This window comes from Shewanella sp. DC2-4, from assembly GCF_013248875.1.
Taxonomy (GTDB): domain Bacteria; phylum Pseudomonadota; class Gammaproteobacteria; order Enterobacterales; family Shewanellaceae; genus Shewanella; species Shewanella oncorhynchi.
The window spans coordinates 891,815-905,742 of sequence record NZ_JABRVR010000002.1 but is presented as its reverse complement, the minus strand read 5'-3'; the positions used below and the strand labels follow the sequence as shown (position 1 = coordinate 905,742).

The 13,928-nt window shown below is 45.4% G+C and carries 12 protein-coding genes; 1 reads left to right on the top strand and 11 read right to left on the bottom strand.

The genetic code is table 11. The features are described 5' to 3' along the window. Window positions 1-227: 227 nt before the first annotated feature. Window positions 228-2,798, top strand: a complete 2,571-nt coding sequence (gene mutS, locus HQQ92_RS04625; RefSeq protein WP_173243509.1) for a DNA mismatch repair protein MutS — start codon at window positions 228-230, stop codon at window positions 2,796-2,798. 132 nt (window positions 2,799-2,930) lie between these two features. On the opposite strand, the gene rpoS is transcribed toward mutS, so the two are convergent. From rpoS to mazG, 11 genes are all read right to left on the bottom strand, one after another. Further along, entirely contained in the window at window positions 2,931-3,911 is a 981-nt protein-coding gene (gene rpoS, locus HQQ92_RS04620) for an RNA polymerase sigma factor RpoS (RefSeq protein ID WP_028761361.1), read from the bottom strand. An 80-nt stretch (window positions 3,912-3,991) separates the two neighbouring features. Further along, complete coding sequence (locus tag HQQ92_RS04615; RefSeq protein WP_173243506.1) at window positions 3,992-4,888, bottom strand: peptidoglycan DD-metalloendopeptidase family protein; 897 nt, start codon at window positions 4,886-4,888, stop codon at window positions 3,992-3,994. A gap of 100 nt (window positions 4,889-4,988) precedes the next feature. Beyond that, a complete protein-coding gene (locus HQQ92_RS04610; RefSeq protein ID WP_028761363.1) occupies window positions 4,989-5,624 on the bottom strand; it encodes a protein-L-isoaspartate(D-aspartate) O-methyltransferase in 636 nt (211 codons plus the stop codon). After that, window positions 5,621-6,370, bottom strand: a complete 750-nt coding sequence (gene surE / locus HQQ92_RS04605) for a 5'/3'-nucleotidase SurE (protein ID WP_105251808.1) — start codon at window positions 6,368-6,370, stop codon at window positions 5,621-5,623. Before surE ends, HQQ92_RS04610 begins: the two co-directional genes overlap by 4 nt. Continuing rightward, window positions 6,367-7,482 (bottom strand): tRNA pseudouridine(13) synthase TruD, encoded by a 1,116-nt coding sequence (truD, locus tag HQQ92_RS04600; protein WP_173243503.1) that lies wholly within the window; start codon window positions 7,480-7,482, stop codon window positions 6,367-6,369. The genes surE and truD overlap by 4 nt, the downstream gene beginning before the upstream one ends. A 20-nt stretch (window positions 7,483-7,502) precedes the next feature. Beyond that, window positions 7,503-7,988 (bottom strand): 2-C-methyl-D-erythritol 2,4-cyclodiphosphate synthase, encoded by a 486-nt coding sequence (ispF, locus tag HQQ92_RS04595; RefSeq protein ID WP_173243500.1) that lies wholly within the window; start codon window positions 7,986-7,988, stop codon window positions 7,503-7,505. 37 nt (window positions 7,989-8,025) lie between these two features. Further along, window positions 8,026-8,817, bottom strand: a complete 792-nt coding sequence (gene ispD / locus HQQ92_RS04590; protein ID WP_173243497.1) for a 2-C-methyl-D-erythritol 4-phosphate cytidylyltransferase — start codon at window positions 8,815-8,817, stop codon at window positions 8,026-8,028. 12 nt (window positions 8,818-8,829) lie between these two features. Beyond that, window positions 8,830-9,129 (bottom strand): cell division protein FtsB, encoded by a 300-nt coding sequence (ftsB, locus tag HQQ92_RS04585; protein ID WP_105253074.1) that lies wholly within the window; start codon window positions 9,127-9,129, stop codon window positions 8,830-8,832. A 99-nt stretch (window positions 9,130-9,228) separates the two neighbouring features. After that, window positions 9,229-10,524: a phosphopyruvate hydratase gene (gene eno, locus HQQ92_RS04580; protein WP_105251763.1), complete on the bottom strand. Its 1,296-nt coding sequence runs from the start codon at window positions 10,522-10,524 to the stop codon at window positions 9,229-9,231. A 230-nt stretch (window positions 10,525-10,754) separates the two neighbouring features. After that, window positions 10,755-12,392, bottom strand: coding sequence for a CTP synthase (locus HQQ92_RS04575; protein ID WP_012587102.1), 1,638 nt, complete (start codon window positions 12,390-12,392; stop codon window positions 10,755-10,757). 116 nt (window positions 12,393-12,508) lie between these two features. Continuing rightward, complete coding sequence (gene mazG, locus HQQ92_RS04570; RefSeq protein ID WP_173243495.1) at window positions 12,509-13,432, bottom strand: nucleoside triphosphate pyrophosphohydrolase; 924 nt, start codon at window positions 13,430-13,432, stop codon at window positions 12,509-12,511. Window positions 13,433-13,928 lie beyond the last annotated feature (496 nt).

Here is a 13,928-nt window from a genome sequence, read left to right as displayed (position 1 = left end):
GCCAAGGTTTTAGCGAATATCAAATCAGATAATAGCTCCCTTTGATCAATATCCATCGTTAAGGGCTCAATTTTCGCTAAATTATTGCTAAGATTGGCGCAACAAATTTTGCGTGGTCTTTTTAGCTGAAAATTGTACAGCAGTCTTCCGCTTCCATAGCGCTTAATCACCCTTAACCACACAAACTGTATCGCCTTTAGGCAGTCACAACGGACGATAACGATTTAATGAATGTAATTGATACCGATGATTTAGAAAAACATACTCCTATGATGCGTCAATACTTGACGATGAAAGCAGAACATCACGATATGTTGCTGTTTTATCGCATGGGTGACTTCTACGAGTTGTTTTATGACGATGCTAAACGCGCTTCTGAGCTGTTAGGCATTTCACTCACTGCGCGCGGTAAAAGTGGTGGCGATCCTATTCCGATGGCGGGACTTCCTTACCATGCTGTGGAAGGCTATCTTGCAAAATTAGTTCAAATTGGTCAATCAGTTGCGATTTGCGAACAGATTGGCGATCCCGCGACATCTAAAGGGCCGGTAGAACGTAAAGTGGTGCGAATTGTCACGCCAGGCACCTTAACCGACGAAGCGTTGCTGCAGGAACGCCAAGACAATCTGTTAGCCGCGGTTTATCAAGGTAAAGTCGGTTTTGGTTATGCCACATTAGATGTTTCATCCGGACGTTTTGTGATTGCAGAGCTCGACACCCGAGAGTCATTAGAAGCGGAATTGCAACGCACTAATCCCGTTGAAATTCTCTACAGTGAAGACTTTGGTGAACTTGGACTACTTAACGGTTTTAAAGGCAAACGCCGTCGCCCCGAGTGGGAATTTGATTACGATACGAGTATCAAGTTACTACTGGCCCAGTTTGGCACGAAAGACTTGCATGGTTTTGGTATCGCAGATGCACGTTTATCACTGCAGGCTGCGGGTTGCTTGATGCAATATGTCAAAGACACACAGCGCACGGCACTGCCCCATATCAATGCCATTATCCGCTTCAATCAAACCGATAGCATAGTGCTTGATGCGGCAACGCGCCGAAATTTAGAACTCACTCAAAACCTTGCCGGTGGCCGCGATAATACCTTAGCGGCAGTATTGGATAATACGGCAACGCCTATGGGCAGCCGTATGTTACAACGCTGGATCCATCAGCCTCTGCGAGATCCTAAGCAAATCAAGGCGCGCCAACAGGCGGTGACTGAACTCCTCGATACCGCAGCCCACGAAGGTTTGCATGAGCAGTTAAAGGCACTTGGCGATATCGAACGTATCATGGCAAGGTTAGCCCTGCGTACTGCCCGTCCAAGGGACTTTGCACGTTTACGTCAAGCACTGGGCTTATTGCCTGAATTACAACTGAGTTTAAGTACACTGAGCGCGCCGCACACGACTCAATTGCGTCAACACTTAGGTGAGTTCCCCGCTGAGCAAGCCCTGCTTGAGCGCGCGATAGTCGATAATCCACCTATGCTTATCCGCGATGGCGGGGTGATCCGTGAAGGCTACAACAGCGAACTAGATGAATGGCGCGGTCTGAGCGAAGGAGCGAGTGATTACTTAGTACAACTTGAAGCCAGAGAAAAAGAACGTACTGGCATTAATACACTTAAAGTCGGCTATAACCGCGTACACGGCTATTACATCGAAGTAAGCCGCCTGCAATCCTCACAAGTACCGCTCAATTATCAACGACGCCAAACACTTAAGAATATGGAGCGTTATATCACGCCTGAACTTAAGGAATACGAAGAAAAAGTCCTCTCGAGCCAAGGTAAAGCGCTGGCACTCGAAAAGCAGTTATGGGAACAGTTGTTCGATCTTATTCTGCCAAAGTTGCATGAATTACAAGCCTTTGCTAGAGCGGCGGCTGAGCTTGATGTACTGAGTAACTTTGCCGAGCGTGCCGAAACCTTGGGCTACACTTGTCCAGAGCTGAGCCAAGATATCGGCGTACAAATAGACGCAGGTCGCCATCCAGTGGTGGAGCGTGTTAGCCAAACGCCGTTTATCGCTAACCCAGTGACCTTGCACAATCAAAGACGTATGTTGATTGTCACCGGACCCAACATGGGCGGTAAATCGACCTATATGCGTCAAGTCGCCTTGATTACGCTGATGGCCCATATTGGTTGTTTTGTTCCAGCAGATCGCGCCCTGATTGGCCCGATTGATCGCATCTTTACCCGTATTGGCGCATCAGACGATCTGGCCTCTGGCCGCTCAACCTTTATGGTAGAAATGACTGAAACTGCCAACATCCTGCACAATGCCACTGCCAGTAGTTTAGTGTTAATGGATGAAATCGGCCGTGGAACATCCACCTATGATGGTTTATCGCTAGCTTGGTCGGCAGCAGAGTATTTAGCCCAGCAAGTCGGGGCTATGACCCTATTCGCCACCCATTATTTTGAGCTAACTCAATTACCTGACTTAATGGCAGGTGTTTACAATGTGCACCTTGATGCCATTGAGCATGAAGATACCATCGCCTTTATGCATGCGGTACAGGAAGGTGCAGCCAGTAAAAGCTACGGCTTACAAGTTGCGGCGCTTGCTGGCGTGCCAAACAAAGTGATTAAAGCAGCGAAACATAAATTGCAGCAATTGGAGAGTCGCGATCATCAACCAGAAGGAACGAGGACGCCCATTCAAAGCTTACTCGCTTTACCTGAACCGGTTGAAAATCCAGCTTTGACTAAATTAAGTAGCATTAATCCCGATAACTTAACGCCAAAACAGGCGCTTGATTTGCTCTATGAACTGAAACGCTTGAGCTAGACATCAGGTGATCTAAATAAAAGCCTAAAAATAACAACGCCCACTCTATAGTGGGCGTTTTACTTTATGACGTGATCTCACACTAAGTATATTTTCTGGATAGCTTCTCTGAAAGGCACCAGAAGACAGATATTAGTTTCTAAATAAAGCTTCAACAGATAAACCTTGAGAACCCAATAAATCACGTAAGCGTTTTAATGCTTCCACTTGGATTTGACGAACACGTTCACGGGTTAAACCAATTTCAGCCCCCACATCTTCAAGCGTAGAAGGTTCATAACCTAACAAACCAAAACGACGGGCTAATACTTCTCTTTGTTTTGTGTTCAACTCGTTAAGCCATTTCACCACCGAGTTAGAGATGTCTTCATCTTGCACTTTATAGTCAGGGCCAACACTATCATCATCGGCCAGTACATCTAATAATGCTTTCTCGTTATCGCCCCCCAAAGGCGTATCAACAGAGGTAATTTTTTCATTCAGCTTAAGCATGCGGCTCACATCAGAGCTAGAAACTTGCAGTTTTTCAGCAATTTCTTCCGCTGTAGGTTCATGATCCAGTTTTTGTGCTAATTCGCGGGCTGTGCGCAAGTATACGTTGAGTTCTTTAACAACATGAATCGGCAAACGAATAGTACGAGTTTGATTCATGATAGCGCGTTCAATTGTCTGTCTGATCCACCAAGTCGCATAGGTTGAAAAACGAAAACCTCTTTCTGGGTCAAACTTTTCTACGGCACGAATTAAACCTAAATTACCCTCTTCGATAAGATCAAGCAGTGCTAAGCCGCGGTTATTGTAACGACGTGCAATTTTTACGACGAGACGTAAATTACTTTCGATCATGCGATTACGGGATTTTGCACAACCTTTTAAGGCCTTACGGGAAAAGTAAACTTCTTCTTCTGCGCTAAGCAGTGGGGAAAAACCAATCTCACCTAGATAAAGTTGAGTGGCATCAAGATTTTTTTGAAGGTCATCTTGGACCTGTTGTTCTATTCCTAGCTCTTGGACTAGATCGGTGGCAACTTCTTCTTTTTCAAGATCAAAGTCTACGGTTTCTACGGAAAAATCTACTAGTGCTTCTGCGGCAGTGCTATTTATGCGGCTCATGATCAAATCTCCCAAACCTAATTAAACTGCTGAATTAGTGCAATTTCCTATCCTCCATTTGCCAACAAGGCCCCAAACAATCATTGTTTAGGTAAATAAGTAAGTGGGTTTACAGACTGTCCATGGTAACGAATTTCAAAATGTAACATTACCCGATTGGCACCTGTATTGCCCATTTTTGCAACAGTCTGCCCTGCGAGGACATGTTGCTTTTCTTTGACTAAGATCTTGTCCGTATGAGCATAAGCACTAAGGTAATCGTCACTATGTTTAATAATCACTAAATTACCGTAACCCCTAAGAGCACTTCCTGCGTATACCACCCGCCCATCTGCAGCTGCTTTGATGATATCTCCCCGATTTCCCGCGATCTTAATACCTTTATTTCCCTGCTCATTGGCAGAATAAGTTCCGATTAACTTCCCTCTTACTGGCCACTGCCACTGACTCACACTGGCTGGCAGTGTTGAGGTGGGTGGAACCATTAGCTGGTTAACGTTTTGTTGGGGACTTGTTACAAGGTACGCGGGCTTAGCTTTCTGATCAAGTGTTTTTTTCAGATCGTTACTTGACTTAGCATTAGACTGATAAACCTTACCATCTAATTGTTTTTTATCACCTTTACTTGAATTAGCATCTGAATTACCCGTTATATTTCCATCTAAAGTCGTAGATTTTGATTGGTTACTAGATTTAGCATTAGTTAAATATAAAATCTGTCCAGGGTAAATTGTATAAGGGTTATCTAATTGATTAAGTTTCGCTATTTCAGAAAAGTCTTTCCCTGCCCCCCAAGAAATAGAGTAGAGAGTGTCACCTTTTTTAACTTTATATGAATTCGATTTAATGTGGCCTTTGCTATTTTTAGAGTAGCTATGGGAAATATTTTCGACGGGTGCGGGTCTGCTGGCCTGAAAGCTACAGCCTACAAGCAGAAATATAAAGCAAAGGTTTAAGAGTAAACCCGCATTCAACAATAAAAACTCCTTGGTAAGGTTGTATTACTGTTTATGATGAGAAAATGACGCCTTCTGTGCAAAACAAGCACTTCGCTTAACACAGTAGCACAACACAAGGTTAAGCTAACTCTCCATTAATTAAAGGTACAAATTTAACCGTTTCAATGGTTTCAGAACTAAAGCGGTCAGCAGTGCGCGTAATACGCATCAATTGTTGAGTATCCTCTCCCACAGGTAAGACTAACACCCCTCCATCAGCCAATTGAGACAGCAAAGCTTCTGGTATAGTCGCCGCCGCCGCAGTCACCATAATGGCATCGAACGGACTACGATTAGCCCATCCCAACCAACCATCACCATATTTGAACGACACATTATGCAAATCTAATCGTTTTAAACGCTGTCTTGCTTGAATTTGTAAACCTTTGATCCGTTCGATAGTACAAAGCTGAGGCACCAATTGAGCCAAAATGGCTGCCTGATAGCCCGATCCCGTCCCCACTTCTAGCACTCGCTGTGGCATCTTGTGCAGTAAGAGTTCGCTCATACGGGCAACGATATAAGGCTGCGAAATGGTTTGCCCTTGTCCAATTGGCAAAGCCGTATTTTCATAGGCTTTATGGGCTAGCGCATTATCGAGAAACATTTCTCGCGGCGTATGCGATATCGCCTTTAACACGGCTTGATTACGGATCCCTGCATCTTGAAGCTTTTTAGCTAAATTCACCGCCGATGTTAAGGCAACTCGAGTCATATTTTATCTACCCAATTTTGCAATGCCGTTAGTTGTCCGTAGGCGGTTAAATCAACCGTCAAGGGCGTAATTGAAACATAGCCATTGGCGATAGCATGAAAATCAGTGCCCTCTGTGGCATCCTGCTCTTGTCCCGGTGGACCAAGCCAGAAGATTTCACGTCCGGCAGGATCTTGCGTTCGCACTATGCCTTCGGCCTTATGACGAGCGCCGAGGCGAGTCACTTTGATCCCTTTAATTTGATCAAGTGGCAAGTCAGGCACATTCACATTTAAGATCTGATCTTTTGCCAAAGGCTGGGCCAACAAACCTTGAACTATCCGCCGAGCATAAACAGCCGCCGATTGATAATGTTCGAATTTACGGCCATTAAGCGAAATCGCTATTGCAGGAAAACCTAAAAAGCGTCCTTCCATCGCGGCGGCAACCGTCCCCGAATATAAGGTGTCATCACCCATATTTGCCCCCGCATTGATGCCAGACACCACCATATCAGGTTCGCCATCACATAATTCTCGGATAGCCAAATGAACGCAATCTGTCGGTGTACCGTGAACGGAAATATAGCCATTATCTAACCTATTAATTCTTAATGGATTAGTCAAGGTTAATGAGTTGCTCGCACCAGAGCAATTTCGATCCGGCCCCACAGTCAGCACTGTCGCAATTTCAGCCAAAGCCTCAGATAAGGCTTTGATACCTGGAGCATTAATCCCATCGTCATTGCTAACAAGGATACGGATCATGACTCTGCTTCAGTCTTAACAGTATCAGTGTTAGCCACTACGTTAGCGTTAGTTACCTCAGGCGCAGGCTCCTGCACCAATGTAGCTTGCCATTGCTGCTCTTTAACATCTTGATAATTAACTAACTCTCTCAATAACGATGTTGCAAAACTGCCCGCAGGCAACACAAACTCCAGCACTAAGCCATCGGCGGTTTGTTCGTATTTAAGGCCTTGGGGCTCAAGCAGTAACGGACGGCGTTCTTGCTCTAATCCGGCGTGCTCTAAACCATAGCAATCGTCAGCTAACTCACTCATAGCTAAGGTTTCCACCGCAGCAGCTTCACCTTGGGGTAACATCATGCCGCGCCCCCACAATGGTGCAGAAAGTTGAATGTCTTTTTCAATCAGACGCTTCAATACGATGAGATCCCATTCAGGCGTCACGAAGAAGCTTTTGCTGCCCGCTAACATCACACAATCACCCGCTAAAGGCTTAGTGCCATGGTTGGCTAAACGATATGACACCACAGTGTTAAACAGATTTGAGCGCACGGCAGACAAATACATGCTGCGCTTATTTCTGTCTTTGACTTTTTTACCCGCCATCATTTGGCGACCAAACACTAAGTTTTTGCCATCGTGACCAAAGCGCTGCTCACCAAAGTAATTGGGCACGCCCACTTGAGCGACCTTTTCGATACGACTGATAATGTCTTCCACTTGGGTGACATTTCTCAGGGTAAGAATAAAGCGGTTACCGACTAAGGCACCAATTCGCAGTTTCTTGCTGTGGCGGCTGCTCGACAATATGGTCAAACGTTCGCTATTGAGCTCCTTCCAAGTAGGCGTTTCTTTACCAGGAATACGCACACCGAACCATTGTTCTGTGATGGCATTTTTATCTTTTTGCCCAGCGTAGGTCACTTCCTTTGGATGCACCTTAGCAAACTTAGCGATCATTTCAGCGACTTGTACTGTGTTTAGCCCTTCTTTGCGTACATGCAGCATATGATGTTCACCTTCACCCGTCGGGCTAAAAGGCAAAATCTCTTTCACGATAAAATCGCTATTTTGGGTTCTTAGATCTGCTGTACCTAAAGGCTTACCATACAGATAATGTAATTCGCTCATGGGACTTTTTTACTCTTAAGTTAATCGTGTTTGCGGGCCATAAGTACCACGGCTTCTACCGCAATACCTTCTTTGCGCCCGATAAATCCAAGCTGTTCAGTCGTGGTCGCTTTGACATTAATATCGTCAAGTTCCGCGGTTAAATCGGCGGCTAATATCTGGCGCATTGCCTCTATGTGCGGTGCCATTTTAGGAGCTTGGGCTATGATAGTGACGTCAAGATTGCCTAGCACAAAGCCTTTCTCCCTCGCTAAAGCATAGCAATGACGCAGCAATACGCGGCTATCGGCACCCTTATAGGCGGCATCGGTATCGGGGAAATGTTTACCTATGTCACCGAGCGCTAAAGCACCGAGGATGGCATCGGAAATCGCATGCAGTACCACATCACCATCTGAATGTGCGACTAGGCCTGTTTCATAGGGTACTTCCACGCCACAAAGGATCAGTGGCCGCGTCGCACCAAATTTATGCACATCGAAACCATGGCCGATACGGATTTTCATTTAATATTCCTAACGTATTATTTTACTTTGATTATGACTATTTAACGGCACGCATCAAAAACAGTTCGGCTAGCCCTAAATCGTCGGGATGCGTTACTTTTATATTATCAGCACGGCCCGAAACGAGTCCGGGTGATATCCCCGCCCATTCCATCGCCGAAGCCTCATCTGTGACTACCGCACCTGCAGCCAGAGCCGCATTGAGGTAATTTTTTAATTGCTGCGCTGGAAATAACTGCGGCGTCAATGCATGCCATAAATTATCGCGACATACAGTGGCACTGATTTCACCCTGTTTATTCGCGCGCTTCATGGTATCGCGCACAGGCATAGCCAAAATAGCGCCTTGGGGGAATTGCACTCTGGATGCGAGTAACTTGTCGATATCCGTCGCGGTTAAACAAGGTCTTGCCGCATCATGCACTAAGGCCCAACTTTGCTCGGGCGCAATTTGCAGCGCCGCCAACACAGAATCAGCGCGCTCACCGCCACCTAATACTGTAATCAATTTGGGGTGCACGGCCTGTGGCAGGGTATCGAAGATAGTATCGTTCGAATGTAAGGCAACGATCACTTGAGAAATGTGCGGATGGGACAAGAGCTTATCTAAGGTATGAGCAAGAATACTCTGGCCGCACACCTCAAGATATTGCTTAGGTCTGTCGGCGCCCATACGGCTACCTATGCCTGCGGCGGGAACGATGGCAACCACAGCTTGAGTGACATGCTCAGCTTGGCGCTGCAATTCAATTTGTGTTACCAGATCAGATTGACTATCGGGATTGGATTGTTCATTTAATCCAAGATCTAAATGTCCTAGCTCTGTCATCCTAACTCCATATTACTGAGATGGACTCGATACCGAGCGCTCACCACCCACGACGCGATAGAAGGTCTCGCCTTCTTTAACCATGCCAAGTTCGTTGCGTGCGCGCTCTTCGATGGCTTCTGTACCACTTTTCAGATCGATGATTTCTTCCTTCAGCACTTGGTTACGCTCATTGAGTTTGGCGTTACCTTCTTGCTGGGCGGCAATTTGTTTTTGCAGAACGAAATATTCAGGAAGACTATTACCTCCCGACCAAAGACGGAATTGCAGTACACCGAGTAGCACTATGAGTGCAATGACAAAAAATTTCATGGAGGAATTAGCGTCAGTATCTTGGATTAAAAAAATATACAGCAGATAGTACAACAAAAAAGGCCACCAAGTGGTGGCCTTTTTACATCAAATATTAAATTACGCCTGACCTTTGATCTCTTTCAAACCACGGTATGGGGCTTTTTCACCTAATTGCTCTTCGATGCGCAGCAATTGGTTGTATTTAGCGACACGGTCAGAACGACACAGTGAACCGGTTTTGATTTGACCAGCAGCAGTACCCACGGCTAAGTCAGCAATGGTTGAATCTTCAGTCTCACCACTACGATGTGAAATCACGGCGGTATAACCCGCTTCTTTCGCCATACGAATAGCCGCTAAAGTCTCTGTCAATGAACCAATTTGGTTAAACTTGATAAGGATTGAGTTAGCAATACCGTTTTCAATACCACGGGTTAAGATTTTAGTGTTAGTAACGAATAAATCGTCGCCCACTAATTGGATCTTGTCACCCATGATTTGAGTTTGATAAGCCCAGCCGTCCCAATCTGATTCGTCTAAGCCGTCTTCGATAGACACGATTGGGTATTGGTCAGCCAATGATTTTAAGAAATCAGAGAAACCGTTCGAGTCGAAGACTTTGCCTTCGCCCGCTAAATCGTATTTGCCGTCTTTGTAGAATTCAGATGCAGCGCAATCCAGCGCTAACGTGACATCAGTACCTAACTTGTAGCCAGCCAGTTCAACCGCTTCTTTGATAATGGCTAACGCATCAGCGTTTGACGCTAAGTTAGGTGCAAAACCACCTTCGTCACCCACAGAAGTGCTTAGACCTTTGTCGTGCAATACTTTTTTCAACGTATGGAAGATTTCAGCGCCCATGCGCAGTGCTTCACGGAAGGTTTTCGCGCCAACAGGTTGCACCATGAATTCTTGGATATCAACGTTGTTATCCGCGTGCTCGCCACCGTTTAAGATGTTCATCATAGGCACAGGCATAGAATATTGGCCTGGTGTACCGTTTAATTCAGCGATATGCGCGTATAAAGGAATACCTTTAGATGCTGCTGCTGCTTTAGCAGCCGCTAAAGACACAGCCAGAATCGCGTTTGCACCTAACTTGTCTTTGTTTTCTGTGCCATCTAAGTCGATCATGATTTGATCAAGCTCAGCTTGTGCAGTCGCATCTTTGCCTAATAATGCAGCGCGGATGACACCGTTTACGTTAGCAACAGCGGTTAATACGCCTTTGCCTAAATAACGGCTCTTATCGCCATCACGTAATTCTAACGCTTCACGGCTACCGGTTGATGCACCAGAAGGCGCCGCAGCCATACCCACAAAACCACCTTCTAAATGCACTTCGGCTTCAACAGTTGGGTTACCACGAGAATCCATAATCTCGCGACCAATCACGTTAATAATCTTAGCCATAACACCCTCGATTTAAGTTTAAAGATAAAAGAAAAAACCAATACCTATGGGAATAAATGGAAGTCACATACCACAGAAAATAACCAAATTCCATTTACGGTTTGCGTCCATACAGATGCAACGGATACGCATGCTGTTTACACCCAGAAGTATTAAATTCTTATGTTTCAAGTCGCGACGAGTGTAGCAAAAGGCCGGCCCCACTGTCGCGGGTCCGGCCTCAAATATTCTTACTTCAGATCACGTTTTTGATGCGCACTTGCCGCAGCAATAAACCCTTCGAACAATGGGTGACCATCGCGCGGCGTTGAGGTGAATTCAGGATGGAATTGACCTGCAACAAACCATGGGTGATCTTTTAATTCGATCATTTCCACCAGTTTACGATCAGAAGACAAACCGCTGAAGATCATGCCAGCTTGCTCTAAACGCTCTCTGTATTTGTTGTTCACTTCGTAACGGTGACGGTGACGTTCTACACAGCTGTTGCCTTTGTAGGCTTGAGCCGCTTTTGAACCCTCGAGTAAATGACACAATTGAGCGCCTAAACGCATAGTGCCACCTAAGTCAGACGCCTCATGGCGCTGCTCAACATTACCTTCTTCGTCAATCCATTCAGTGATCAAACCCACCACTGGGAACGGTGTTTCTTTATTGAATTCAGTTGAATGTGCATCAGCCATACCTGCAACATTACGCGCAAATTCAATCAGGGCAACTTGCATACCTAAACAAATACCGAAATACGGTAAATTGTTTTCACGGGCAAATTTTGCCGCCAGTATCTTACCTTCAACACCACGCTCGCCAAAACCGCCTGGTACTAAGATACCGTCTAAGCCCTGTAAGACTTCTTCGCCTTTGGCTTCTACGGTTTGTGAATCAATGTACTTGATAGTCACTGATACGCGGTTTTTAAGGCCAGCGTGTTTTAATGCTTCGTTGACTGACTTATAGGCATCTGGCAGTTCAATATATTTACCCACCATACCAATAACGACTTCGCCGTTTGGATTAGCTTCTTGATAAATAACATTTTCCCACTCAGACAGATCCGCTTCACGGCATTCTAAACCAAAACGCTTAACCACTAAGTCATCCAAACCTTGTGAACGTAACAAAGCTGGGATTTTATAAATACTATCAACATCTTTTAATGAAATAACCGCACGCTCTTCGACGTTACAGAACAGCGAAATTTTGGCTTTTTCATTCGCAGGAATCGCACGATCACCACGGCAAACCAGCACATCTGGTGCAATACCGATAGAACGCAGCTCTTTCACTGAGTGTTGAGTTGGCTTAGTTTTCACTTCGCCTGCAGCACCTAAGAAAGGCACTAAGGTTAAATGCATGAATAGAGTACGATCACGACCCAGCTCAACACCGAGCTGACGGATAGACTCTAGGAACGGCAAGGATTCGATATCACCCACAGTACCGCCGATTTCGACGATAGCCACATCATGGCCTTCGCCACCGGCTAATACTTTTTCTTTAATCGCATTAGTGATGTGTGGGATAACCTGAATAGTTGCGCCCAAATAATCGCCACGACGTTCTTTACGTAATACTTCTTCGTAAATACGACCAGTAGTGAAGTTGTTACGACGATTCATCTTAGTACGGATGAAACGCTCGTAGTGACCCAAGTCGAGATCTGTTTCTGCACCGTCTTCAGTAACAAATACTTCGCCATGTTGGGTTGGGCTCATGGTACCCGGATCAACGTTAATGTAAGGGTCCAGTTTCATGATGGTTACATTGAGACCGCGGGCCTCTAAAATTGCAGCTAATGATGCTGCTGCAATGCCTTTACCTAGTGATGAAACAACGCCACCAGTAACGAAGATATACCTTGTAGTCATGCTGAACCTGAGAAAATGAGTTTGAAAATACGTGCTTGTAAGAAAGCACTAGGACGGGGCAGTAGTATACCAAAGGCGGCGCGATTCGACAAACACCAATCGGGATAATTTGCCGTTTATCTCGTCTCTGTCGCTTTTACTTGGTCCCAATAGGCATCGAGCTCCATTAATGTGTGCTCTTCCATGCTTTTACCGCTGTCACTCGCCAACTGTTCTACACCGCGAAAACGGCGTTCAAATTTAAGATTGGCTTGGCGCAACGCTTGTTCTGGATCGACCTTAAGATGTCGAGCTAAATTCACCACGGCAAACAGCAAGTCGCCCATTTCGGACTGCACTTTCGCTTGATCTTGCTCGGGTTGATTCACTTCATGCAAGACTTCATCGATTTCTTCGTGGATTTTAGCGACCACGGGCTCAAGTTCGGCCCAATCGAAACCGACTCGCGCCACCCTTTGCTGAATTTTGATTGAGCGCGACAGCGCAGGTTGGGTACGCGGAATATTGTCTAACGCAGAAACCAGAGTATCTGCTTGAGTTTCACCCGCCACTTGCTGCGCCTTTTGCTCACGCTCAATCGCTTTAATCGCCTCCCAATTGGCTTTCATCGCTTGGGCACTATCGCCTATTTGCGGATTTTGCTCACCAAACACATGGGGATGACGACGGGTTAACTTGTCGCTAATTTTCTCAATCACGCTCGAAAAATCAAATAACCCCTGCTCTTTGCCGAGCTGACAATAGAATACGATTTGAAATAACAAATCCCCGAGTTCATCGGGTAACTCATCCCAGGCTAAACGCTCTATGGTATCGGCAACTTCATAGGCCTCCTCTAAAGTAAAAGGCACTATGGTTTGAAAGGTTTGCGCTTTGTCCCACGGGCAACCCGTGTGCGGATCACGCAGTTTTTCCATAATGTTAAGCAGCGGCTCAACATCTGTTATAGAAAATCCCGTTGTAGAAGGTTCCGTTGTAGAAATTTCAGTGATAGAAGGTTCAGTAGAAAATGAGGTTAATGGCGCCGTGTGGGAAGTCATGCTGATATCCTTTAAAGATAAATACTGCAACGGGCGAATATTGAGAAAGAACAAAAAATACGCCTCCGCAGTGTTTTTTAGCAAAAGGCTACAATAAACCGATGATGATAAGCTAGGTAAAATAAAAGCGCTATTTTGATGCTGAGATCAGATTGTAGTGCCGTATTTCAACTAAGACTTATTTTACCTAAAGAGCATTCGCTCCATTTCGTAATTCACTCATCTCGTGAGCAATAAATTGACAAGCTTCCTCCCCTACAAATTCTCATCTATGTCCTGCATACAAGTATTTAGCGCAAGCCATCTTAAATGATAAGATACGCAGCAATATTTCAATGAAGCTAAAACTCACCGAGTGAAGACCTGACAATTGCGGCCAAACTATGCACATGATAAATGCGGTCCTTCAATTTATTCATTTGATTGATGTTAGGTCTATTTCGATTCTGTCGTCCGATGTTAGGACGCACACCCTTATCGTTTTTAAGCATTACTG

Excerpts from the sequence above, each read along its gene's own strand:
- mutS (WP_173243509.1), top strand. The coding sequence starts at position 228 with ATGAATGTAATTGATACCGATGATTTAGAAAAACATACTCCTATGATG.
- rpoS (WP_028761361.1), bottom strand. The coding sequence starts at position 3,911 with ATGAGCCGCATAAATAGCACTGCCGCAGAAGCACTAGTAGATTTTTCC.
- HQQ92_RS04610 (WP_028761363.1), bottom strand. The coding sequence starts at position 5,624 with ATGACTCGAGTTGCCTTAACATCGGCGGTGAATTTAGCTAAAAAGCTT.
- surE (WP_105251808.1), bottom strand. The coding sequence starts at position 6,370 with ATGATCCGTATCCTTGTTAGCAATGACGATGGGATTAATGCTCCAGGT.
- truD (WP_173243503.1), bottom strand. The coding sequence starts at position 7,482 with ATGAGCGAATTACATTATCTGTATGGTAAGCCTTTAGGTACAGCAGAT.
- ispF (WP_173243500.1), bottom strand. The coding sequence starts at position 7,988 with ATGAAAATCCGTATCGGCCATGGTTTCGATGTGCATAAATTTGGTGCG.
- ispD (WP_173243497.1), bottom strand. The coding sequence starts at position 8,817 with ATGACAGAGCTAGGACATTTAGATCTTGGATTAAATGAACAATCCAAT.
- ftsB (WP_105253074.1), bottom strand. The coding sequence starts at position 9,129 with ATGAAATTTTTTGTCATTGCACTCATAGTGCTACTCGGTGTACTGCAA.
- eno (WP_105251763.1), bottom strand. The coding sequence starts at position 10,524 with ATGGCTAAGATTATTAACGTGATTGGTCGCGAGATTATGGATTCTCGT.
- HQQ92_RS04575 (WP_012587102.1), bottom strand. The coding sequence starts at position 12,392 with ATGACTACAAGGTATATCTTCGTTACTGGTGGCGTTGTTTCATCACTA.
- mazG (WP_173243495.1), bottom strand. The coding sequence starts at position 13,432 with ATGACTTCCCACACGGCGCCATTAACCTCATTTTCTACTGAACCTTCT.